Origin of the sequence: Streptomyces sp. NRRL S-340, from assembly GCF_000720185.1 — a bacterium.
In the GTDB taxonomy this organism is placed as follows: domain Bacteria; phylum Actinomycetota; class Actinomycetes; order Streptomycetales; family Streptomycetaceae; genus Streptomyces.
Map to the genome: position 1 here is coordinate 22,372 of NZ_JOIY01000029.1, position 22,436 is coordinate 44,807.

At 75.5% G+C, this 22,436-nt stretch carries 18 protein-coding genes; 8 read left to right on the forward strand and 10 right to left on the reverse strand.

Going from position 1 to position 22,436, the window contains the following annotated elements:
* The first annotated feature begins 255 nt into the window (after positions 1-255).
* Complete coding sequence (locus IG64_RS22680) at positions 256-1,515, forward strand: extracellular solute-binding protein (protein WP_037859151.1); 1,260 nt, start codon at positions 256-258, stop codon at positions 1,513-1,515.
* Between the two features lie 197 nt (positions 1,516-1,712).
* Here IG64_RS22680 and egtD read toward each other — a convergent pair whose 3' ends face one another.
* Genes egtD through egtA form a run of 4 tightly spaced genes read right to left on the reverse strand, consistent with a single transcriptional unit; the run spans position 1,713 to position 6,152 of the window.
* Positions 1,713-2,675: an L-histidine N(alpha)-methyltransferase gene (egtD, locus tag IG64_RS22685; protein WP_037859153.1), complete on the reverse strand. Its 963-nt coding sequence runs from the start codon at positions 2,673-2,675 to the stop codon at positions 1,713-1,715.
* The gene (gene egtC / locus IG64_RS22690; protein ID WP_037859155.1) at positions 2,672-3,481 is read right to left on the reverse strand and encodes an ergothioneine biosynthesis protein EgtC; all 810 of its coding nucleotides are present in this window, start codon (positions 3,479-3,481) and stop codon (positions 2,672-2,674) included. Before egtC ends, egtD begins: the two co-directional genes overlap by 4 nt.
* The gene (gene egtB, locus IG64_RS22695) at positions 3,481-4,854 is read right to left on the reverse strand and encodes an ergothioneine biosynthesis protein EgtB (protein WP_037859156.1); all 1,374 of its coding nucleotides are present in this window, start codon (positions 4,852-4,854) and stop codon (positions 3,481-3,483) included. The genes egtC and egtB overlap by 1 nt, the downstream gene beginning before the upstream one ends.
* Positions 4,851-6,152 (reverse strand): ergothioneine biosynthesis glutamate--cysteine ligase EgtA, encoded by a 1,302-nt coding sequence (gene egtA, locus IG64_RS22700; protein ID WP_037859159.1) that lies wholly within the window; start codon positions 6,150-6,152, stop codon positions 4,851-4,853. Before egtA ends, egtB begins: the two co-directional genes overlap by 4 nt.
* A gap of 317 nt (positions 6,153-6,469) precedes the next feature.
* On the opposite strand from egtA, the gene IG64_RS22705 reads away from it, so the two are divergent.
* Positions 6,470-7,285, forward strand: coding sequence for a TIGR02452 family protein (locus IG64_RS22705; RefSeq protein WP_037859160.1), 816 nt, complete (start codon positions 6,470-6,472; stop codon positions 7,283-7,285).
* Positions 7,286-7,311: 26 nt separating this feature from the next.
* On the opposite strand, the gene IG64_RS22710 is transcribed toward IG64_RS22705, so the two are convergent.
* Complete coding sequence (locus IG64_RS22710) at positions 7,312-7,728, reverse strand: cupin domain-containing protein (RefSeq protein WP_037859162.1); 417 nt, start codon at positions 7,726-7,728, stop codon at positions 7,312-7,314.
* A gap of 96 nt (positions 7,729-7,824) precedes the next feature.
* Between IG64_RS22710 and IG64_RS22715 the strand changes: the two genes are divergently transcribed.
* The 3 genes from IG64_RS22715 (at position 7,825) to IG64_RS41660 (ending at position 9,843) form a co-directional block, all read left to right on the forward strand.
* Positions 7,825-8,646, forward strand: a complete 822-nt coding sequence (locus IG64_RS22715; protein WP_037859164.1) for a helix-turn-helix domain-containing protein — start codon at positions 7,825-7,827, stop codon at positions 8,644-8,646.
* A 79-nt stretch (positions 8,647-8,725) separates the two neighbouring features.
* Entirely contained in the window at positions 8,726-9,163 is a 438-nt protein-coding gene (locus IG64_RS22720) for a hypothetical protein (RefSeq protein WP_037859167.1), read from the forward strand.
* Between the two features lie 167 nt (positions 9,164-9,330).
* Entirely contained in the window at positions 9,331-9,843 is a 513-nt protein-coding gene (locus IG64_RS41660) for a CU044_2847 family protein (RefSeq protein WP_063758830.1), read from the forward strand.
* On the opposite strand, the gene IG64_RS22730 is transcribed toward IG64_RS41660, so the two are convergent.
* Positions 9,815-11,275, reverse strand: a complete 1,461-nt coding sequence (locus IG64_RS22730) for a chloride channel protein (RefSeq protein WP_158771619.1) — start codon at positions 11,273-11,275, stop codon at positions 9,815-9,817. The two genes, IG64_RS41660 and IG64_RS22730, sit on opposite strands and share 29 nt — an antisense overlap.
* A 371-nt stretch (positions 11,276-11,646) precedes the next feature.
* Here IG64_RS22730 and fxsA point away from each other — a divergent pair, with 371 nt between their 5' ends.
* The 3 genes from fxsA to IG64_RS22745 are packed head-to-tail and all read left to right on the forward strand — an operon-like array spanning position 11,647 to position 14,269.
* Positions 11,647-11,826: an FxSxx-COOH cyclophane-containing RiPP peptide gene (gene fxsA / locus IG64_RS41235; protein WP_158771621.1), complete on the forward strand. Its 180-nt coding sequence runs from the start codon at positions 11,647-11,649 to the stop codon at positions 11,824-11,826.
* On the forward strand, positions 11,823-13,052 hold the full coding sequence (locus IG64_RS22740) for an FxsB family cyclophane-forming radical SAM/SPASM peptide maturase (RefSeq protein WP_037859172.1): 1,230 nt from the start codon (positions 11,823-11,825) through the stop codon (positions 13,050-13,052). Before fxsA ends, IG64_RS22740 begins: the two co-directional genes overlap by 4 nt.
* The gene (locus IG64_RS22745) at positions 13,049-14,269 is read left to right on the forward strand and encodes an HEXXH motif domain-containing protein (RefSeq protein ID WP_037859176.1); all 1,221 of its coding nucleotides are present in this window, start codon (positions 13,049-13,051) and stop codon (positions 14,267-14,269) included. Before IG64_RS22740 ends, IG64_RS22745 begins: the two co-directional genes overlap by 4 nt.
* 78 nt (positions 14,270-14,347) lie before the next feature.
* On the opposite strand, the gene fxsT is transcribed toward IG64_RS22745, so the two are convergent.
* Genes fxsT through IG64_RS37680 form a run of 4 tightly spaced genes read right to left on the reverse strand, consistent with a single transcriptional unit; the run spans position 14,348 to position 22,417 of the window.
* Entirely contained in the window at positions 14,348-18,886 is a 4,539-nt protein-coding gene (gene fxsT, locus IG64_RS22750; protein ID WP_037859179.1) for an FxSxx-COOH system tetratricopeptide repeat protein, read from the reverse strand.
* Complete coding sequence (locus IG64_RS22755; RefSeq protein ID WP_051813239.1) at positions 18,883-19,959, reverse strand: AAA family ATPase; 1,077 nt, start codon at positions 19,957-19,959, stop codon at positions 18,883-18,885. Before IG64_RS22755 ends, fxsT begins: the two co-directional genes overlap by 4 nt.
* Complete coding sequence (locus IG64_RS22760; RefSeq protein WP_037859185.1) at positions 19,956-21,461, reverse strand: hypothetical protein; 1,506 nt, start codon at positions 21,459-21,461, stop codon at positions 19,956-19,958. Before IG64_RS22760 ends, IG64_RS22755 begins: the two co-directional genes overlap by 4 nt.
* A complete protein-coding gene (locus IG64_RS37680; protein WP_158771623.1) occupies positions 21,458-22,417 on the reverse strand; it encodes an effector-associated domain 2-containing protein in 960 nt (319 codons plus the stop codon). Before IG64_RS37680 ends, IG64_RS22760 begins: the two co-directional genes overlap by 4 nt.
* Positions 22,418-22,436 lie beyond the last annotated feature (19 nt).

Sequence of the window (22,436 nt, forward strand, 5' to 3'; positions counted from 1 at the left end):
CTCCTCTCGCGGGCGGCGCCGGGGCGCCGGACGACGGGATGCCACATCGGACGGTGACACTCCGTGAGGTGGGTGTCACACGTCACTCCACGGTGCCGCATCCGGGGCCCGCGCGCGAGATGTGCGGATCGTGACCGGGCGGACACTTGACCTCCGTATTGGTCCATACCAAAATCCCAGCACGCCCGTACGAGCCCGCGGCTCGGCCCCCCACGTCGGGATCTTTCCTGTGCACCTGACAGAACTGGACCCCTCGTGAGACGTCGCCTCCTCGCCCTCGTCTGTGTGTCCGCCGCGCTGGTCAGCGCCTGCGGAGCGCTGCCCGGCAGCACCGGCGGGCGGCACACCGTCACCGTCTGGCTGATGAAGGACAGCGCCTCGCAGGACTTCCTGCACCGCTTCACGGAGGACTTCGAGCGCGGCCACAAGGATCTGCGCCTCGACATCCGCATCCAGGAATGGACCGGCATCGGCCCGAAGGTGCAGGCCGCCCTCTCGGGTGACGGCGAGGGCGGACCGGACGTCATCGAGGTCGGCAACACCCAGGTCGCCCAGTACGTCGAGGGCGGCCGGCTCACCAACCTGACCCTGGAGTCGATGCGGGACTGGGGCATGCGGGACTGGGTGCCGGGCCTGGCCGAACCGGGCCAGGACAACTCCGCCCAGTACGGCATTCCCTGGTACGCGGCCAACCGTGTCGTCGTCTACCGCAAGGACCTCTTCGAGCAGGCCGGCGTCAAGGCCCCGCCGCGCACCCGCGCCGAGTGGCTCGCCGCCACCGAGAAGCTCGACAAGGGCGGCGACCAGGGCATCTACCTGGCCGGTCAGGACTGGTACACGCTCTCCGGGTTCATCTGGGACGAGGGCGGCGACCTCGCCAAGGAGAGCGCCAACGTCTGGAAGGGCACCCTGGACACGCCGGCCGCCCTGCGCGGGATGGACTTCTACCAGCGGCTGCAGGCGCTCGGCGGCGGTCCCGCGGGCTCCGACGAGGAACATCCGCCGCAGGCCGGGGTGTTCGCCGCGGGCAAGGTCGCGCAGATCGTGGCCGTGCCCGGCGTCGCGCAGGCCGTCGTGCAGAAGAATCCAGGCCTGCGGGGCAAGCTGGGGTTCTTCCCGGTGCCGGGGAAGACCGCCGCACGTCCCGGCGCGGTCTTCACCGGCGGCTCCGACCTCATCGTCCCGCGCAACACCGGCGACCGGGACGCGGCGGTCGCGGTCGTAGCCGCCCTCACCGGCGCCAAGTGGGACACCGAGCTGGCCCGCACCATGAACTACGTCCCCAACAAGACGACGCTCGCCTCGGCGGTCGCCGGGGAGGAGGGGGTCGCGGCCATGGCGGCGGGCGCCGCGCACGGCCGGGCGACCCCCAGCACCCCGCAGTGGGCCGCCGTGGAGGCCGACAACCCGATCAAGCGGTACATGACGAAGGTGCTCGGCGGCGGCGACCCGCGCACCGAGGCCCGCCGCGCCTCCCGGCGGATCACCGAGCAACTGGCACCCGGCCTGGGCTGACCGCCCGTCCTGGATCGACTGCCGGCCCGGACCGCCCGTCCGGCCCGGGCCCACCCGCCGCGACGGCACGAAACCGGGAACGAGGGGCTCGGCCCGGAACACGGGGCTCGGCCGGGAGCGCGGGGTCCGGCCCGGCGGACGGGGCTCGGCCGGGAGCACGGGGTCCGGCCCGGCGGACGGGGCTCAGCGCGGCATGTTCACCGCACCACGCTGAGCGACAGCGCGAAGCGCCGCCCGGCGTCCGTCCACCACTGCGTCAGCTCCAGCCCGGCAGCGGCCAGTTCCGCGCTCACCCCCTCCCGGCGGAACTTCGCCGAGACCTCGGTGCGCAGGTCCTCGCCCGCGGCGAAGTCGACGGCGAGATCGAGGGCGGGCACCTTCACGGTCTGCGCGGTGCGCGAGCGCAGCCGCATCTCGATCCACTCGTCCTCCGGGTTCCACAGCGCGACGTGGTCGAAGGCGTCCGGGTCGAAGTCGGCGCCCAGTTCACGGTCGACGACGGCGAGGACGTTCTTGTTGAACGCGGCGGTCACCCCGGCGGCGTCGTCGTACGCCCGCACCAGCACCTCCTCGTCCTTGACCAGGTCCGTGCCCAGGAGCAGCGCGTCGCCGGGGGAGAGCAGCGCGCGCACCCCGGCCAGGAACCGCGCGCGTTCGGCGGGCAGCAGGTTGCCGATGGTGCCGCCGAGGAACGCCAGCAGCCTCGGGCCGGGGGTCTCGGGCAGGGTGAGCCCGGCGGTGAAGTCGGCGATCAGCGCGTGCACGGCGAGGCCGGGGCGTTCGGCGGTCAGCGCCCGTCCGGCCTGGCGCAGCGCGCTCTCGCTCACGTCGACGGGGACGTAGGTCTGCAGGCCGGTGAGGGCGTCGATGAGGTAGCGGGTCTTCTCCGAGGAGCCGGAGCCCAGTTCGACCAGGGTGCGGGCGGGCAGGGCGGCGGCGATCTCGGCGGCCCGGCCGGCGAGGATCTCGCGTTCGGCGCGGGTCGGGTAGTACTCGGCGAGTTCGGTGATCCGCTCGAACAGATCACTGCCGTGCGCGTCGTAGAACCACTTCGGCGGCAGGGCCTTCGGGTCGCTGGTCAGCCCGTGCCGGACGTCGGCGCGCAGCGCGGCCGCCATGGCGTCCTCGGGCAGGATGCGGGTGACGTGGAACGGGCTCACGTGCGGGGCTCCTCGGGGGGTGCGGATGCCAGGTCCTCGGCGGGGTTCTTGAGGGCGAGGTCCTTGAGCGGGGTCAGCAGGACGTCCGTGCGGTGCGCCGCCAGCAGCGTGCGGTCGGGCACGCGGCGCCAGCGCGGATCGTCGTCGTAGGGCTCGGAGGCCACCACCACCGTCCCGGGCCCGGGTGCGGCGAGGTACCACAGGGTGTCGCCCCAGGCGGTCGCGGTGATCGTGTCGCCGTCGGTGAGCAGCAGGTTGAGCCGGGAGCCGGGGGCCGCCGCGGCCACCTCCAGCACCGTGTCGGCGAGCGCCTGCGCGGGGGTGTCGCCGGCGCGCAGCCTGGCCAGCACCAGCGCCCACACGAGGGCGGAGTCGTTGCGGGCCTCCAGCGCGAGCAGGTCCTCGGGCGGCAGCGTCCGGGCCGGCCCGGCGAGCGAGCCGGGCCAGCCGGTCACGGCGCCGTTGTGGCTGAACAGCCACCGGCCCGCGGCGAAGGGGGCCGCCGCGGCCTCCGCGTCCGCGCCCGAAAGGGTCGCGTCGCGCACCGCGGCGAGCAGAGCACCGGTGCGCACGACCCGGGCGAGGTCGGCGAAGGACAGGTCCGCCCAGACGGGCCCGGCCCGGCGGTAGCGGGCGGGCACGGGGTCGCCGGCGGCGTACCAGCCGACGCCGAAACCGTCGGCGTTGACCGTGCCGTAGCGCTGCTGCCGGGGCGCCCAGGACTGGCGGTACAGGCTGTGCGGCGGCTCCACCAGGACGCGGCCGATCGGCTCCTGGGGGCCCAGCCGGGCGAGGTGACGGCACATCAGGACTCTCCCGGGCGAGCCGAGCGGGCGGTGCGGAAGCCGGAGAAGATCTGCCGCCTGACCGGGTAGTCCCAGTTGCGGAAGGTGCCCCGGCAGGCCACCGGGTCCACGGCGAACGAGCCGCCGCGCAGCACCTTGTACTCCGGCCCGAAGAACACCTCGGAGTACTCCTTGTACGGGAACGCCGCGAACCCCGGGTAGGGGAGGAAGTCGCTCGCCGTCCACTCCCACACGTCGCCGATCAACTGCCGTACGCCGAGGGCGGATTCAGCGGCGGGGTAGCTGCCCGCCGGGGCCGGGCGAAGGTGCCGCTGGCCCAGGTTGGCGTGTGCGGGCGACGGGTCCGCGTCCCCCCACGGGTAGCGGGACGAGCGGCCGGTGGCCGGGTCGTGCCGCGCGGCCTTCTCCCACTCGGTCTCGGTGGGCAGCCGCCGTCCGGCCCAGCGGGCGTAGGCGTCGGCCTCGTACCAGCTCACGTGCAGCACCGGCTCGCCGGGCGGTACGGCCTCGGTGACACCGAAGTGCCGCCGCAGCCACTGTCCGCCCTCGCGCCGCCAGAACAGCGGCGCGGTGATGCCCTGGCGCCGGATGTGGTCCCAGCCCTCGGGCGCCCACCAGCGCGCGTCGTCGTACCCGCCGTCCTCCATGAATGCCTGGTACGCGCCGTTGGTCACCGGGGCGGTGTCGATCCAGAACGGCGCCACCTCGCGCACGTGCGCGGGCCGTTCGTTGTCCAGCGCCCACGGCTCGGTGGAGGTGCCCATGGTGAACGGGCCGCCGGGGACGAGGACTTCGGGCGGACCGGTGAACGGGGGTGCCGGTTCGGGGTCGGGCGCGGTCAGGGCGCGCGGGCCCCGGCGCAGCTGATGGGTGATCAGCATGGTCTCGTCGTGCTGCTGTTCGTGCTGGGCGATCATGCCGAAGGCGAAGCCCGCCTCGGTCAGCCGGGTCCCGTGGAACGCGGCGGACTCCAGCACGTCCAGCACCCTGCCGCGCACCTCGGACGCGTACGCGCGGGCCTCGGCGGGCGCCAGCAGCGGCAGCGAGGGGCGTTCGGAGCGCGGGTGCTCGAAGGCGTCGTAGAGGCTGTCGATCTCCGGGCGCATCGCTTCCCGCCCGGCGACCGTGCGCAGCAGCCACAGCTCCTCCTGGTTGCCGATGTGCGCGAGGTCCCACACCAGCGGGGACATCAGCGGGGAGTGCTGAGCGGTCAGGTCGGGCTCCTCCACGCAGCTGGTCAGCAGCGTGGTGCGCTCCCGGGCGGTGGTGAGCGAGGTCAGCGCGCGGGCGCGCAGCGCCTCGGGGTCGGTTCCGGCGCCGGGCGTCGGACCGGGCGCCGCATCGAGCGCGGGGTCGAGCGCGGGGTCGGTCATGAGCGGAGGTCCTTCCCGTGGGTGCGGCGGTCCCGGCCGTCCAGCCGGTCGAGCAGGTCGTCGGCGGGGCAGCGGCCTTTGCGGACGTAGTGGTCCAGGTGCGCGCCGACGGCGTCCTGGACCGCGGCGGTGGCACCGAGCCGGGGCAGGGCCGCCAGGGCGGCCTCGAAGCAGGTGACCGCCACGTCGCGCAGCTCCGGGTCGGCGAGGCCGGAGCGGGCCGCCTCGATCCAGAGCGGATTGTGCGGCGCGGGCCGGCCCATGGTCCGCTCGGCGAGCGGTTTCACGGCCCGGTACGCGCTCTCGGCGGCCTCCGGGTCGTCGAAGAGCGCCGCCGCCACCGCGAGCGGGACGATCCATCCGTCGTCCCCGGGCTGCGCGTCGATCATGCGCAGTTCCAGGTGGCCGCGCGGCCTGACGGGCGGGAACAGGGTGGTGAGGTGGTAGTCGAGGTCCTCCCGGGACGGCCGTCTCGGCCGGCCGGAGCGTATCCACTCCCGGAAGCTCAGCGCCTCGGGCACGTGCCACGGCCCGTCGTCACGCCGTACGCACATCACCGGCGCGTCCAGGACGTGCCGGGCCCAGGCGGCGCGGGGCGAGCCGTCCAGCGGCGGTGCGCCCGCCCGGCCCGGGCCGATCTCCGTCCACAGCAGCTGCCGGGTGGAGCGCCATCCGGTGGGCCGGTCCCCGAGCAGCGGGGAGTTCGCGAACGCGGCCACCAGGACCGCGCCGAGCTGGTGCGCGAGCCGCCAGCGCCGCACGTGGCCGAGCGGCCCCGGCTCCTCGTGGCCGGCGTCCAGGCACACCTGCACGGAGGCGGAGGTGCACATCATGTGCCGGCCGGCCGGGCCGCCGCGGTCCAGGCAGGCCTCCAGGGCGTCGTAACGCCGTTCCCGCAGGAACCTGCGGGGCGTGTGCCAGGGGTCGTGACCGAGACCGACCAGGCACAGTCCGTCCCCGGCGAGTACGGCACGGACGCGGTCGAGGTCGGCGCAGACGGTGCCGATGCACTCCATCAGGGAGGCCGCGGGCGGCGAGCTGAGCTCCAGCTGGCCGCCGGGTTCGACGGTGAGCGCCGATCCCAGGGGCACGGTCCGCAGGGCGGCGTAGGCCGCTTTGAGACGTTCGGGGGTCACGGGGAGCCGCGGCGCGCGCAGCTCGTGGACCAGCCATTCCACTTCGACGCCGACGGTACGGGGCGGTCCGGTCTTGAAGCAGATGCCGCTGACCAGAGCCTCGACCTCGGCTTCGGTGACGGCGGTACGGGGCTCCGTACAGCCACTTGCCGAATCGGACATGTCGGGATCCTCCTGAGATTCCACCATGCCACCGGCCCGGGTTCCGTGGTCCGGGACGGGGTCGCACCGTCCCCACCCAAAACCCTCTGGCCGATTCGCACAAGGGTGCAGAACGGGACAATCGTGCCCCGAAATCTCCGTTTCCGCGATGTTTCCCGCTGCTTCACGGCGCCCGACCGCGGATCGCGAGGGCGGCTTCGGCGGCTCCCGGAAGCGGAAACTCCGTTGCACCCGGGCTCGCGGATCGCACACGATGCGTGCATGAACACGGGGGACGCCGCGCGGTGCGCGGTCATGGCGCCCACGGGGGTGGCGCCATGAGCGCGCGCCTGCGCGGCATCGCACAGCAGACCGAACAGATCGTGATGGCCGGGGTCTATCGCCGGGAGGACGGGCGCGAGGTGCGCCTGGCGGCGGCCGTCGAGGCCGCCCGTGAAGGGACGCGCACGAGCGGGCCGGGCCCGGTGCCCGTACCGCCGTGGGCGCCGGCCGAGACCTGCTTCGAGGTCACGGGGGAGAGCAGCCTGGAGGCCGCCCGGCGGCTCGGCGGCCCGGTTGCCGTCCTCAATTTCGCCTCGGCGCGCAATCCCGGCGGCGGCTACCTCAACGGCGCACAGGCCCAGGAAGAGGCCCTGTGCCGTGCCTCGGCGCTGTACACCTGTCTGCTCGGGGCCAGGGAGTTCTACGAGCACCACCGCACCCACCGCGACCCGTTCTACTCCGACCGGGTGATCCACTCACCGGCCGTCCCCGTCTTCCGTGACGACCGCGGCCGGCTCCTCGACGAGCCGTACACCGCCGGTTTCCTGACCGCCGCCGCCCCGAACGCAGGGGTGGTGCTGCGGGACACGCCCGAGCGGGCCGCCCGGCTGCCGGGCGCCCTGGCCGTCCGCGCCGAGCGGGTGCTGGAGACGGCCGCCGCCCACGGCTACCGGCACCTGGTGCTCGGCGCGTGGGGATGCGGGGTGTTCCGCAACGACCCCGCGCAGGTGGCGGGCGCCTTCCGGGCGCTCCTGGGGCCGGGCGGGCGGTTCTCGCACGCGTTCGAGCACGTGGTGTTCGGGGTGCTGGACCGGACGCGGGGGAACGTCGTCCGGGCGGCCTTCGCGCGCGCGTTCGTTCAGGGCTCCTGACCTCTCCCCAGCATCCTGACCTCCCGTCAGGGGCCCTCTTTCCGCGACCGGATCCGCATGCCGGGGCGCCGCCGGTGCACCGTCAGGTAGACGAGCCCGTCCGGGCCGGCGCCGAGGCTGCGCGTCGAACCGTGCGGCAGCCAGACGGTGGCGCCCTCGGTCAGTTCCCGGGGTTCGTCCCGCGGGCCCGCGCCGAGCGTCCCGCCGCCGGAGACGACGTACACCAGCACGTCCAGGTCCGGTTCGGCGTGCGGCGCGACCTGCGCCCCCGGTGCGAGGCGGACCAGATTGGCGTCGAGCTGACGCCCGCTCTCCGCCAGCTTCCACAGCACGCCCGCCGCTGCCGGAGGATCCCCGGCCAGCGCGCGGGCGTCGCACAGCAGGCGCGGCTCGGGCGGCCCGGCCCCGTCCGGACCGGTGTCGTGCGCTGCGGACGACGCCATGGTGCACCCCTCTTCCCTGTGGCTCCGATGCATCGCCTACGATTTTTCCATGGTCGACTCGTGAAAAATCACCGCAGGTGGGAAGGGGTGAGCCGAGTGTCCGAGAGGCGGCGCAACCCTCGCCGGCGCGAGGTGCTGGAGGTGCTGCGCTCGGCTCCCGGGCCGCTGGGCGCCGCGGAGGCCGCCGAGCGGATCGGGGTCCACCCCAACACGGTGCGTTTCCACCTGGACGCCCTGGTGGCCGAGGGGCTGGCCGAACGGCGGACCGAGGACACGGACGGTTCAGGACGCCGCCGCCCCGGCCCCGGGCGTCCCCGCACGGTGTACGCCGCCCGGCCGGGCATGGACCGCGGCGGCGCCCGCGGCTACGGTCTGCTGGCGCGGATGCTGCTGGGCGAACTGGCCTCGCGCGGGCCCGAGGCGCGGACCGCCGCCGTCGAGACGGGCCGGGCATGGGGCCGCCGCCTCGCGAAGCCCCCGCTGCCTCCGCCGCCCCTCTCGCGGCCGGACACCCCACCCCTTCCGTCTGCGACGCGGCCGACGGCCGCGGACCCGGTGGGCACGGACCCGGTGGGCACGGGGGCTGTGGCCGCGCGGCCGGCGGCGGTGGGGTCGGCGGCCGCGGAACCGTTGGACCGGCTGGTCGGCCTGCTCGACGACCTCGGTTTCGACCCGGCCCCCGAGGGGGGCGGCCAGGACGGCATGCCGGAACGGATCAGACTGCGCCACTGCCCCTTCCTGGAACTGGCCGAGGAGTACGGCCACCTGGTGTGCCCGCTCCATCTGGGGCTGATGCAGGGCGCGTCGGCCGAGCTGGACGCACCGCTGACCGCGAGCGGCCTGGAGCCGTTCGCCACCCCCGACTCCTGTCTGGCGCACCTGGCCGCCCCCGCGGCCGCCGGGGCGCACGCCGGATGACGTGAACAGGCCCGGGCCCGCGCGGCCCCGGCGGAGAACGGCCCGGGCCCGTCCGCCCGGACAGAGAGGCAGCACATCGATGAACACCACGTCGGCCGCGACGGCGAGCGCGGTCACCTTCGTCTGGCTCGGCATGGTGCTGGGCATCTCCTTCCTGGAGGCTCCGCTGAAGTTCCGCGCCCCGGGCGTGACCATTCCCATCGGCCTGGGCATCGGCCGCATGGTCTTCCGGGCACTGAACCTGGTGGAGGCCTTGCTGGCCGTCGTGGTGATCGTCGCGGTGGCCCTGGGCGGCGCCCCGGCTCCGGTCACCGCCCTGACCGCGGCCGTCGCCGTCCTCCTGCTGGTGCAGCTGGTCCTCGTCCGCCCCCGGCTGAACCGCAGGTCCGACCGGGTCCTGTCCGGCGCGGAGGCGGTGGACGGCCCCCGGTCGCACGACCACCTGGTCTACGTGGCCCTGGAGATCGTCAAGGCCGCCGTCCTGATCGCCCTGGGGATCGCCCTGCTGACGGCCTGACGGCCTGACGGCCTGACGGCTTGACGGCTTGACGGCTTGACGGCTTGACGGCTTGACGGCCTGACAGGCCGTGGCTCGCGCATGCTTCGGACGGGCACCGAAGGGGTAGGTGCTCGCCCTGGCGCCCGTGCGGTGCCGGTGCCGGACGCGGCGGCGAGGGGGAGTTCATGAGCGGGGAACTGGTGCGCTTCGATCTGGGCGGGGGATCCGCCGGGGTCTACGTCGAGATGCCGGACGACGACCCCGGTGTCGAGCGTGCCCGGCGGCGCGTCGGCGGCACCCGGCAGGAGGCGGTGGACGGGTTCGAGGCCGGCCTCGACCAGATCCGGGACGTGGCCGGCCGCACCCTGCGACGGATCACCGCGATGCCGTCCCCGCCGTCCACCGTCGAGCTGGAGTTCGGGGTGAAGTTCAGCGTGGAGGCGGGCGCGGTCATCGCGCGGACGGGCGTCGAGGGGCACGTGAAGGTCAAGGTGGTCTGGGAGCGGACCACCCCCGGACACCGGCTGCCGCAGGACGAGGACGAGGACGAGGACGAGGGCGGGGGCGACGGCGGCGACCGGGGCGGGGGCGGAGGAGAGGGCACGGGGGCGGTCGGCGGACCGGACACCGGACCCGGCAGGGGCGCCGGTGACAGCCCGGCGCCGGGCCTCAGTGGGACATCGGGTCCGTCGACCTGACCGCCACGGGATCCGCGTCCGGTGGCTCCCGGCGCACGGGAGCCACCACCGTGCGCTGCGCCGGAGCCGCCACGTCCACCGGGGGCACCGGATCCTTCACCAGGTCCGGCACGTCACCGACCCGCTCCAGCTGGCTGCGGTACAGGGTCGTGCCGCCGGTGACGGCCTGCGCGCACAGCACGGCCAGGATGCCGGGCCCGAGCAGCGCGGCGTCCCCGAGCATCTCCGCCACCATCACCAGCACGCCGAGCGGAGCGTGGGCCACCGAGCCCAGACAGGCCGCCATGCCGACCGCCACCGGGACCAGCGGGCTGTGCGGCGCGATGCCCAGCGGCTCGGCCAGCCGCCACAGCGCGGCGCCCACCCCCGCGCCCACCACCATGCCGGGCCCGAAGATCCCGCCAGAGCCGCCCGACCCCACCGTCAGCGCCGTTCCGACGATCTTCGCCAGGGGCAGCGCGAGGACCACGGCCAGCGGGAGGTCCAGCAGCAACTGCCGCTGCGTCACCGCCTCCATGAGGCCGTACCCGGTCCCCAGCACCCCTGGGACCAGCAGCCCGAGCCCGCCCACCAGCAGCGCCCCGACCGTCGGCGCCGCGAGCCGGGACAGCAGCCCGCGCGCGCGTGCCTCCACCCGCAGGTGCACCGCGTAGAAGCACGCCGTGTACAGCCGTCCGGCGCCGCCCGCCACGATGCCCACCACGGCGACCAGCGCGAACTCCCCGGCACCGCTCACCGCCGCGCCCGCGTGGTGGCCCAGTACGGGCGTGAACCCGAAGCAGGCGCCGAACGTCAGCCAGCCCGACACGGAGGCGATCAGCGCCTTCGGCAGGACCCGCGCGTCCATGCCCCGCCGGTGCAGCATCTCCGCCCCGAGCAGCGCCCCGCCGAACGGCGCCCGGAAGATCGCGCCCACCCCCGAGGCCAGCCCGATCACCAGGGCGGTCCGGGCCTGCTCGCGCGACATGCCGGTCCGCCTGGCGATGACGGAACCGAAGGCCGCCGAGATCTGTGCCGCGGGCCCCTCCGTGCCGCCCGAGCCGCCCGAGCCCAGCGTCAGCGCCGACGCCACGAGCTTCACCACCGTCACCCGGCCGCGCATACCCGTCGGGTCGTGGTGGGCCGCCGCGATGGCCGCGTCCGTGCCGTGCCCGCGCGCCTCGGGGGCCAGCCACAGCGCGAACGCGGTGGCGACCAGGGCGCCGCCGCCGGCCACCAGCGGCACCAGCCACGGCCGGCCGGAGCCCTCCAGCTCCAGGAATCCGCCCTCCGCCGTCGTCCGGTAGGGCCGGTAACCGGCCACCGACTCCAGCAGCCAGCCGGTGCACAGGTGGAGCAGCCCGAACAGTGCCGCGGCGCCCAGACCCGCCACGGCGCCGATGAGGACGGCGGGCAGCACCCAGCGTGCCTGTGAGTCGTCCGCGCCGTCCACCGGCAGCAACCGTACGGTCGAAGACCGTAAGGACCAGCGCCTCGAACGCTCTTCCGTGCCACGCGCCCCCGCTGTCACCCGCATACTCCCGCCACCCGACACCGTCCCCCTCGGCCAGGGTGACGGCCGACCCGGCGCAAGGTCAACCGCGCAGCTCCGAACGGGGGATGACGGAGCATCAGCATACTGACACCCCATCGCACAACCGTCCAATACACCCCAGCGGAACCGGTCGGCAGCGCCCGAATCACGGGCTGACCTGCCCACGTCCCTCTGGTTATCCTCAAAGTCGGATCAACAGACAGTCAGCGGGCGGTGGCGACAGGGGGCTGAGGCCGATGCCGAGCGGGGCCGGTGAGCGCACGGCGGACATGCCGGATCTGACAGGGCTGCCCCTGGAGGAGATTCTGGAGGGCACCGACTCGGCGCTGTCCGCGGCCCTGAGCCGCGTCCTGCGCCACCTGGCGGGCGAGGAAGCGCCGGTGGCCGCCTACGACTCCGGAGGCGACACCTCCGAGGGACCGCGCCGGCTCACCGACCCCGCCCCGTGACCCCCGCAGGCAGCGCCCCGCACGGCCGGTGGCCCGACGACCTCCTCGACGTCGCCGCCCTGCGCGCCGCCGGGGAACGCCCGCTTCCCTTCAGGGAGTTCGTCGTCAAGGTGCACAGCCGCTGCAACCTCGCCTGCACCTACTGCTACGTGTACGAGGCCGCCGACCGGCACTGGCGGACCCAGCCGCGCACCATGTCCCCGGACACGGCGGCACAGGTGTGCCACCGGATCGCCGAACACGCGGCACACCACCGCCCCGGCTCCGTGCGTGTCATCCTCCACGGCGGGGAACCGCTGCTCGCCGGAACCCCCCTGCTGCGCACCCTCACCCGGACCCTGCGCGCGCGCCTCCCGGCCGGCACCACGGCCGAGGTCGTCGTCCAGACCAACGGCACCCTCGTCGACGACGACGTCCTGCGGATGTGCCACGAGGAGGACATCAAGATCGCCGTCAGCCTCGACGGCACCGCGCGCACCCACGACCGCGCCCGCCGCGACCACGCCGGACGCGGCAGCCACGCCCGGGTCGCCGCCGCCCTGCGCCGCCTCGCCGACCCCGGCCACCGCGAGGTGTGGGCCGGCATCCTGTGCACCGTCGACGTCACCGCCGACCCGCTCGCCACCTACGAGCACCTGCTGTCCTACGACCCGCCCGCCCTCCGCCTCCTGCTGCCGCTGGGCAACTGGACGAACCGCCCCCCGGGTCGCACCGCCGACCCCGGCCACACCCCCTACGGCCAGTGGCTCGCCACCGTCTTCGACCGCTGGTACGGCACGCCCGGACCACCGGTGCGCATCGCGTTCTTCGAGTCGGTCCTCGACCTCCTCCTCGGCGGCGTCACCCGCACCGAGACCATCGGCGGCGCCCCCTGCCAGCTCGCGGTCGTCGACACGGACGGCGCCCTCACCCTCTCCGACCAGCTCAAGTCCGCCTACGAGGGAGCCGACCGCAGCGGCCTGGACGTCCACCGCCACTCCTTCGACGTCCTCCTGGACCACCCCGGCGCCGTGGCCCGCCAGCTCGGTGCCCGGGCGCTGGCCGCGCCCTGCCGCGCCTGCCCGGTCGGCACCGTCTGCGGCGGCGGCCACTACCCGCACCGCTACCGCGCCGACAACGGCTACCTCAACCCCTCCGTCTACTGCCCCGACCTGATGGCCCTGATCCGGCACGTGGCCCACGTCCTGCGCGCCGACCTCGACCGAGCCGCCGGGACCCGCCGTTGACGCACGACCACCGGGCCGACGCGCCCGCGCCCCCGCTGCCCCTGCCCGGCGGCCTGTGGCACCAACTCGCCCGCGGCACGCCGGACGGTGCCACCGTGCGCCTGCTGCGCACCGCCCGCGCGAGCCGCAACCTCCTGCTGCTGCGCGCCCTGCACGAGGATCCGCGCGGCGGACCCGGCCGCGCCCGGGCCGTCGCCCTCCTGGCCGCCGTACGCCACCGCGCACCCGCAGTCTTCGACGACCTGATCACGGACCCGGCCGCCGGAACCGCGCTCGCCGAGGCCGTGCGCGCCGGCCGGCCCGGCCCGGTAGGCGCCCTCGCCGTGGCCGCCGGGCACCGCGCCGGCCTCACCTTCCGCCTCGACGTCCCGGTCCACGACGGCACTCTCCGCCTGCCCGGACTCGGCCGCGCCGCCCTGGCCCCCCACGCGCGCGCCGCGCACGTCGCGGGCGGCCCCCAGGGCACCACCGTGACCGCCCACGGCCCCGGGACCACCGTCACCGTCACCGTGCCGGACGCCCCAGGGCGGACCGCGCCCGGCTGGGCGCCCCTGCCGCACCTCACCCTCGCGGGCCCCGGCCCGCGACTGCGCCTACGCCTCGACTCCCACCCCTCCCTCGACGACCCCGGGCCGCCGCCAGCGGGCGAACTCGCCCGCTGGCGGGAGCGGCTCGGCGCGGCCTGGCGGCACCTCGCCGCCCGCCACCCCGACCGGGCCGACGCGGTGCGCGGCACCGTCCGCGCCGTCGTCCCCCTGCCCCCGCGGGCTCCCGCCGGCACCTCCGGCCGCTGGCTGAGCGCCTCCTTCAGCGACGCCTACGGTCTCGTCGCCCTCGCACCGCTCGACGACCCCGCCGAACTCGCCGCCGCGCTCGTCCACGAGACGCAGCACTCGCTCCTGTACGCCCTGCAGGACCTCACCCGGCTGCTCGACGCGCCGCCCGGCGCCCGCGGCCACGCCCCCTGGAGCGAGCGTCCCCGGCCGCCCTCTGCCCTGCTCCAGGGCGCCTCGGCGTTCCTCGTGACCGCCGCGTTCTGGCGCACCGAGGCGGCCCTGGGCGACCGGGCCGCCCACGCGCCCTACGAGCGGTGGCGGCGTACCGTCCGCCGGGCCGCCGACGAGCTGGAACGCGGCGGCTGGCTCACCGAGAACGGGCACCTGCTCCTGCGCGCCCTGCGCGACGTCCTCGCCGAGTGGGACGACGCACCGCCGTGACCTGGGCCGCGCCCGCGCGCGGCGGACGGCGCCCGCCGGGGGGCCGCCCGGCGCCCCGGGCCGGCGGACAGGCGCGGGTCAGATCGGCGGGGGCTCGATGTCGCACTCCGCGCGGATCCCGGCGGCGGCGCCGCGGCTCTCCGGGTGGTCGGGGCCGAGGGTCGCCAGATAACGGCGCCGCACCGACGTCAGCAGTTCCTCGGCGGCCTCCTCGTCGCCGGTGGCCGCCGTGTCCAGGGCCACGTTGGTCAGCGCCGCCAGCGTCGCCGGGTGGCGGTCGCCGTAACGGGCCTCCAGCGCGCGGGCGCACTGCTCGCCCAGCGTCCGCGCCGCCTCCGGCTCGCCCCCGTGCGCCAGGTCGGTGGCGAGGTTGACGCGGGCCAGCAACAGCCACGGATGGTCGTCCGGGAGCGCCGCCGCCAGCGCCGCCACCGTCTCCTCGTCGACCCGTCTGGCCTCCGCGTGCTGGTGCGAGGCGCGCAGCGCCGCCCCGTGGTCGACACCGGCCACGCCCGTCAGCGGATGCACCGGACCCAGCACGGACCGGTAGCGGCGCAGCGCCTCGGCGCTGTGCTCGCGCGCCGCCGCCGGATCCCCGGTCAGTCTGAGGTCGTTGGAGATGTTCGTCAGCGCCGCCAGCGTGTCGACGTGGTCCTGGCCGAACAGCGTCCGGTACAGCTCCAGCGCCTCCCGGGCCAGGGCGAGTCCCTGCTCGAAGTCGCCGGCCTTGCGGCAGGTCACCGAGAAGTTCTTGATCGCGCGTGCCGTGTGCGGGTGCCGGTCGCCGTACTGCTCGCGGTAGCGGGCCACCGTACTGCTCTGCAGGATCATCGCGTCCGCGTACCGGCCGCACTCGCGCATGTCGCGCGCCACGTTGTTGATGGAGAAGAGCGTGGAGCGGGCGGTGGGGCCGAGGATCTCCAGCCGGGCGTCGTGGATGCGCTGGTCGAGGGCGAGCGCCTCCTCGTACAGGCCGTTGACGCGCAGGCTCACGCTGTAGTTGTGCCCCACGGTCAGCACGTGCGGGTTCTGCTCGCCGTGCAGCTGGACGCTGCGGTCGTAGGCGTCCCGGTCCAGGGCCAGCGCCTGCGGGAAGCGGCCCGCCGCGCGCAGGTCGGCGGCGGTGGCCCCGGCCACGGTGAGGGTGAACTCGTGGTCGTCGCCCAACGTGGCGCGCAGTCTGGCCAGGACGTCCTCGTTGATCCGCCGCGAGTCCTCGAACTCGGCCAGCTGCCAGTGCGCGCTCGCCTGCTGCCGGCGCGCCCACAGCGTCTGGACGTGGTCGGGGCCCAGCGCCGTGTGCCAGATGCCGGCGACCTTCCCGGCCAGCTGGACGGCACCGCGGAAGTCACCGCGCGCGATGACGTAACCCAGGATGCTCAGCGCCGTGTCACGGGCCTTGGCGTCCCCGCAGTCCAGCAGGCCGGACGGTTCGAGGTGGGGCAGGATGTCGGCGTAGTTGCGCCAGTTCTCCGGGCGCTGGGAGTCACCGGGGTCGTGCGCGGCGATGATCTCGTGGACCAGGTGCCGCAGCCTGGTGGCCTCCTCGTCGGACAGCTCGTCCCGCAGGACGCCGCTGAGCAGCCGGTGCACCTGGAGGGTGCCGGTGGCCGCGTTGACGCTCAGCAGCGAGAACTGGTTGATGGCCCGCACCGCCCGGCCGCGGGCCAGCTCGTCGCGGGCGACCGGGGCGAGGTCGTCGGGAAGGTTCAGCAGCCGTGCGTCGCGCAGGAACGACTGCGCGACGGGCTCGGGTCCGAAGAAGGCCAGCAGCCGCAGCAGTCCGAGCGCCTGCGGGTTCTGCGCGCGCAGCAGGTCCACCGAGGCCCGCCAGGTCGCCGCGACCGGCCGCACGCCCGAGGACGGGGGCTCCGCCAGCAGCTCCTGGCGGCGGTTCTCGAGGAGGTCCAGGTAGGCGCCGGTGCCGATGCCGGACTGGGCCTGCGCCGCCACCGAGTGCTCCAGCGCCAGCGGCAGGTCGCCCAGGGACTCGGCGAGCCGTTCGGCCTCCTCCGGGGTGGCCCAGGGCGTGCGCCGGCGCAGGAAGCCGATGCTCTCCTGCCGGGAGAACACGTCCACGTGCAGCGCGTGCACCCGGTCGGCCCAGCCGGAGTGACGGGAGGTGACCAGGACGTGCCCCGCGCCCTGCGCCACCCCGAGCAGCGAGGGGATGTAGGGGACCACGTCCTCGGGCGCCCCGGCGTTGTCCATCACCAGCAGCCAGCGGCGGAACGGCTCCCCGGTCGACATCGCCGCCAGGACCCGGTCCACCGGGTCGCCGGGGCCCTCGGCCGCCGCGCCGAAGTCCGGCACCAGTGAGGCGAGCTGCTGGCGGATCACGGCGGGCTGCTCGGCGTCGATCCACCAGATCCGCTCGTACTCCGTGTGGTGGCGGTGCACGTACTCCACGGCCAGCCGCGTCTTGCCGACCCCGCCCATCCCGTACAGGGCGTACGGCAGGACGGCCACCTGGTCGCCCCCGTGCAGCATGGCCCGCAGCCTGTCGAGCTCCTCCTCCCGGCCGGTGAAGTAGGAGGCCTGGGGCAGCGGCATGGTCCGCGGCAGCCGGGCCGGCAGCGGGGTCCCGGCCGCCGGCGTGTGGGTGCTCCCCACGGGCGGGCCGGGCCGCTCGACGCCCGCGGCCTGTGGCGTCGTACGGGAAGGGGCGGGGTCCATCGACACGTCCTCCATGCGCTGAGCCGGTTCCCTGGGAGGTGGAGTGGTGGGCGGTGCCGCCGCGCCGGACGAGGCGGGCCGACGCCCGCTGTCCTCCCCGCCGGCGGGCCCGCCCAAAGACGAATGCGCCCGTGCGCGGGCCAGTGCGCCTCCGTAGGCCGGTCCGAGCGCGGCCAGGGCGGGTGCGGCCGCCGACAGCAGTTCCTGGTCGGCCGGTCCGAGCGCGGTCCCGTCCAGATCGGCGGGCGCGGCCACCAGCGTGCCCAGCAGCCCGGAGCGGGCGCCCATGACCCGGCCGGCGATCTGCGAGACCTCCTGCAGCGTGCGCAGGGTCTCGGTGCGTCCGAGGCCGAACAGCAGCCGGTCGCGTACGCCGTCCAAAAACTCGAAGCGCGGGCCCTCGTCCCGCGCCCCGGCGCCCGCTCCCGCGCCCCCGGGCCGGTCGGCCCGCGGGCCGCTGTCCGCCGCGAGCAGACCGCCGAGCAGGATCTCCGCGAACGGCAGCGGGCCGCCCGCCCGCCCCAGCAGGCGCTGCACCGCCCCCACGACCTCCGGCCGCAACGGGACCATCGCCAGCTGGGCGGCGAGCCGCCGCGCCTGCGGGGAGGCGTGCCGCAGGAAACGCCCTACCGCCTGCTCCGGGGAGACCGGGCGGGGCCGGTGCTCGGGGGCGAGCGGCGGCAGACACTCCGGGGCCAGGCCCTGCTCGTCCACCAGCAGGGCCGCCACGTCACTGTGCGAGGGCGCCTCACCGGCCACCATGCGCGCCCAGCCCGTGAACCAGGACGCCTCCATCTCCAGCACCGGCACGGGCAGCGCACCGGGCCGCACCCAGCGCGCGCCGTGCCGCAGGAGCAGCAGCGCGTTGGGCAGCCCGGGCGCCAGGGCGCGCACCCGTACGTCCCGTGGCACCGCCTCGCACAGGTCCCACAGCCGGCTGGGCAGCGGCTGGAGCACCGCCACCGGGGTGTGCCGCGCCCAGCGGTGCAGCAGCCGGGGCACGCTGCCGGACGCCCAGGCGTCCCCCACGCAGTCGCTCATCAGCAGCACCAGCCGGCGTCCCTGCGGGTGGAACAGCTCGTCCGGGGCGCGGGCCGGGCCGCCGTGGTGGGAGCGCAGCCGCGCCGCCTTCCCGCCGCGGGTGTCCAGCCACCACACCCGTACGTCGGCGAACGCGCCCTGACGGCGCAGCAGTTCCGCGAACCGGTCGGCGACGCCCCGCCACACGGTCATCGACACGCTCTGTTCGACGACGAGCGCGACCTCGAACCACCGGTCCGGCACGTCGACCGGCACGGGACTCCACCGGCCCAGCTCCGCCGACCGGACCGCGGTCCGCTCCTCGTCCAGGGTGAACCTGCGGCGCGAGCGGATCCGCCGGTTGAGGGGGCGCAGGGCGCGGGCCAGCCGGAGCGGGTCGCGCAGCACTCCCGGGCGGGTGTCGGAGTCGAACAGCGGGACGGAGAGCGGCGGCGCGCCCACCGGGGTCCCCATGTCGGTCAGCGGCCCCCGGACCAGGCGCCCGGACGGTGCGCCGGACGCCGCCTCGTCCTGCCCGTCACCCGCTGGAGTCGCGGACTTCTCCGGGGCGTGCGGCGGAGGGCCGTCCGCGTCGGCTCCGGAAGGGGGACCGGTGGCGGGGGAGTCCGCGGAGGGAGCGTTCTCGGCGGGGGAGCGGCCGGCGGGCGGCCCGGCGCCCCGGCTCCCGGGCCCCGCGTGCCTGCCGTCGGCGGCGTCCGGCGCGGCGCCGGCGGGCGGTGCCTCCCGGGCCCCGGACGCGTCCGCGGGCGGTAAGTCCCCGGGGCCGCCGGCCCGGGGCGGCACACGGCCCGGCACGGCCCGGTCCGGCAGGGCGCCCCCGGCCGTCCCGACGCGCTCCGCCAGCCAGATCGCCTCCGCCCACTCCCGCGCCGACGGCGACCGGGCCGCCCCGCCGGTCATGGCGAGGCGTCCGTCGCAAGGCTGCGCCACAGCGCCGCCCGCAACTGCGTCCAGGACGCCTCGTCGGCGTCGGCGGCGCCGTTCGTGAGCATGTGCACGGTGTTCAGGAGCTGGTCGGCGGCGAGTGAGCCGTCCCCGCGCTCCTGGAGGAACGCGCGGACCAGCTCCGCCGCCCGCGGGTCGCGTCCGGCACCGAAGTGGGCCTCGACCATCGCGGCCAGCCGTGCCTCGTCCGGAGCGGCGAGTTCCACCTCCAGGCAGCGGCGGCGGAAGGCGGGCGAGAACGCGCGTTCGCCGTTGCTGGTGATCACCACGACCGGGAACTCCGAGCAGCGCACCCGCCCGTCGCGCACCACGACCGGTGAGCCGTGGTCGGCCGTGCCGACGCTCGCCTCGCGCCGGGACTGGCCCAGCCGCTCCAGCTCGCGGATGCGGAACTCGCCCTCCTCGAAGATGTGCAGCAGGTCGTTGGGCAGGTCGATGTCGCTCTTGTCCAGCTCGTCGATGAGCAGCACCCGGGGCCGCTTCCAGGGCAGCAGCGCCGTGCCGAGCGGACCGAGCGTCAGATAGCGGCCCACGTCGGGCAGCGGCTCGCGCTTGAGGCCGGGGCCCGTCCCGACGGGCGCGTCCTGCACCCTGCCGATCGCGTCGTAGTCGTACAGGCCGTCGCGCAGAGTCGTACGGCTGACCACCGGCCACCACAGCACCCGGCCCAGGCCCAGCTCGGCGGCGATCTGGTGGGCCAGACTGGACTTGCCGGTGCCCGGCTGCCCGGTGACCAGCAGCGGGCGGCGCAGCTGGATCGCGGCGTTGATGACGTCGACGACGGCGTGGTCCAGGGTGCCCGCCCGGCGCGAGCCCAGCTTCCGTTCCACGTCCCAGTGGTCGCCCGGGTCGGGGATGTCCAGCGGCGGGCTGTCGGTGTCCGGCCGGAAGCGCCGCCAGGGCGGCGGGGCGGGCAGCGGGGGCAGCGGTTCGGACGGCGCGTGCTGCGCGCCGTTGTCCCGGAACACCCACCAGGCGGGAGGACGGGGCTGCCGTGCCTCACGCTGATCGGTCGTCTCCCCGGTCATGGCCTGCCACCCCCGGTCCGCGGATGCCCGAGCGCGGCCTCCGCCCCCTCCAGTCCGTCTTGGCTGTCCCACACTAGGGTGACGTGGCGATGCAGGTCCAGCGTCACCGCTGACCCACCGCCGCCCGGACCGACGCCCCGCAGATGTCGTACCCGGTCGGGCAGCGCATCCAACCTTCCGGCCAGCAGATTCCACAACTGGGGCCGCGCCTCGGCGTGGTGGCCCTGGCGGCGCAGCGCGACGATGGCCGGAATACCCACCTCCAGGAGGACGTAGACCGGATCGGCCGCCAGATCGCCGTCGTAGGCAGGCGGGTCGAGCAGGACGAAGCAGAACGGCGTCTCCCCGTCGCGCAGTTCGCTCAGCAGGTCGTAGGGGGCCGGGGCACGGCCGTGCGCGACGTACCGTACGGCCGGGGCCTCGAAAACGCCGTCCGGATGGGTCTCGAGCCAGGCCAGGCGGCGGTGCAGCGCGGGCCACCAGTACCGCTTGTGGAACCGGTCGCGGCTGCGCACCAGGACCGTGTGGTCGGCGCCGATGGGGCGGGCCACCGAACCGGCCGGCCGGACCAGGAACTGGTCGACGTCCAGCCACAGCAGCGGCCGGGGCAGCAGGAACTCCACCTTGAGCCCGGCGCTCAGCTCCCCGAGGCGCTCCAGCGCGCTCTGGTGCACAGCGGCGACCGTCTCCTCCAGCGCGGCCCGGGAGGCCACCCTGCAGTCGGCGAGCAGGGAGTGCGGTCCCTGGGCGGGGGACAGCAGCCAGCCCCGTACGTGGTACTCGTCGGGGGCGGCCGGGTGCGCCACGATCTCCACGAGCAGCCGGTACGGCTCGGCCGGCCGCCCGAGCCGGGCCCGCTCCCGGAAGCGGACCCTGCGCAGCAGCTCGGGCGGGCAGCCGATGCGGTGCGCCACCTTGTCGTTCCAGGCCTGCAGCCCGGCCTCCAGCGGCCGCTGCTGGCAGGCCGCCACGGCTTCGACGAACGAGAGCAGCGGATGCGCCTCGTCCGCCAGGACCAGGGCGTCCTCCAGGGCGTCGAGCAGTTCCGCGACCGCTCCGGGGCCGCCGGTCTCCCCGCCCGCGGGCCGCGGAAGGAAGGGCAGGAAGCGCCGCGCGAGCGGCTCCAGCGGCGTGGCGGCGGGGCACTGGGCGAGCAGCGCGCACAGCTCGTCGCGCTCGGCGGCCGTGAGCAGCCGCTCCGGGTACAGCCGCAGGTACATCTGCTCGACGGCCGCCCACGCCAGCGTCCCGGTACGCCCGCTGCCCAGCCGGTCGAGGTAGAACCGCAGCCCATCGGGGTAGGTGTCGCACGCCCGCAGCGTCGCGTAGAGGTCCTCCCTGAGCATGCCGGAACGTTCGGTGTCCACCGGTCCGAACCGTTCGGCGAACGCCTCCGCGGCGCGCCGCAGCGGCAGCGGGTGGCCGAGTCCGGGGATGTGGGCGATGAGGCCGGCCAGTTCCCAGAACAGGTCCGTGCGCGGTGTGCCGGCGGTGCCGGTCACGGTGTGGTCCCCGCGTCGCCGCGCAGCCGCAGGACCACGCGCTCGAACTCGCGCATCGGCAGCGACCCCCGCTCGTACCAGCGCAGCGCGGCGGCGAGCCGGTCGATGCCGTCCGCGTACTGCAGGCACAGCGCCACGACCCCGCGTACGTCCTCGACCAGGACCGGTGACCGCTCGGCCAGGTCGAAGATCTCGTCCCCGGCGTCGCGCAGCACGCTCTCGCGGCGCTGGGGGTCGCGCATGCTCGGCAGCTTCACCAGCGCGGTGGTCAGCTCCCGGTCCGCGCCGCGCGGCCAGGCGGGCGCCGGCGCGGGGCCGCCGTGCACGGCGTCGGCCAGCAGCGGGCAGTAGCGCACGGCGGCCTCGACGGGGATCATCCACGCGGTGCGGGACCCGGCCGGGCGGCGCACGGCGACGACGACGCCGATGACGTACCCGTCCGCGTCGACGACGCCCGCCCCGCTGTATCCGCCCCGCACCCGCTCCTCGGACCCCTCCGGGCTCTCCAGCTGCACCCAGTCCGGGCTCAGACCGCCCGCGCCGAGCAGCCGCGCCGTCACCCAGACGCCGGGTGCGGCGGCCGAGGACTGGCCGAAGACCCGCACGGCCCGCTCCCGCACGGGACCGCACGCACGCAGCCGGGCCGGGACGCAGCCGGAGGGCGCAGCGCCGGTCAGTTCCAGGACCGCGACGTCCGCGCGTTCCCGGTCGGCCGGGGCCCAGCCCTGCGGCAGGACGGAGGCGTACGACACCTCACGGCTGAGGGAACCCGGGTGGTCGACCGTGACGCTCAGCCCCTCGGGGGACTCGTCCTCCGCCAGCTCCAGCGCGCCCTGCACCACGTGAGCACACGTCAGCACCCGCCCCCCGTCCACCAGAACACCCGATCCCACCGGTGTGTTGTCCGAGCCGAGAATCCGCACCCGCCATGAGTCCTCGATCGACTGCGACACCACGCGCCCCGTTCGCTCCGCC

What these genes read in the sequence shown, in the direction of transcription:
- egtC (WP_037859155.1), bottom strand. Translation starts at nt 3,481, where the DNA reads ATGTGCCGTCACCTCGCCCGGCTGGGCCCCCAGGAGCCGATCGGCCGC.
- egtB (WP_037859156.1), bottom strand. Translation starts at nt 4,854, where the DNA reads ATGACCGACCCCGCGCTCGACCCCGCGCTCGATGCGGCGCCCGGTCCG.
- egtA (WP_037859159.1), bottom strand. Translation starts at nt 6,152, where the DNA reads ATGTCCGATTCGGCAAGTGGCTGTACGGAGCCCCGTACCGCCGTCACC.
- IG64_RS22705 (WP_037859160.1), top strand. Translation starts at nt 6,470, where the DNA reads ATGAGCGCGCGCCTGCGCGGCATCGCACAGCAGACCGAACAGATCGTG.
- IG64_RS22710 (WP_037859162.1), bottom strand. Translation starts at nt 7,728, where the DNA reads ATGGCGTCGTCCGCAGCGCACGACACCGGTCCGGACGGGGCCGGGCCG.
- IG64_RS22720 (WP_037859167.1), top strand. Translation starts at nt 8,726, where the DNA reads ATGAACACCACGTCGGCCGCGACGGCGAGCGCGGTCACCTTCGTCTGG.
- IG64_RS41660 (WP_063758830.1), top strand. Translation starts at nt 9,331, where the DNA reads ATGAGCGGGGAACTGGTGCGCTTCGATCTGGGCGGGGGATCCGCCGGG.
- fxsA (WP_158771621.1), top strand. Translation starts at nt 11,647, where the DNA reads ATGCCGGATCTGACAGGGCTGCCCCTGGAGGAGATTCTGGAGGGCACC.
- fxsT (WP_037859179.1), bottom strand. Translation starts at nt 18,886, where the DNA reads ATGACCGGCGGGGCGGCCCGGTCGCCGTCGGCGCGGGAGTGGGCGGAG.
- IG64_RS22755 (WP_051813239.1), bottom strand. Translation starts at nt 19,959, where the DNA reads ATGACCGGGGAGACGACCGATCAGCGTGAGGCACGGCAGCCCCGTCCT.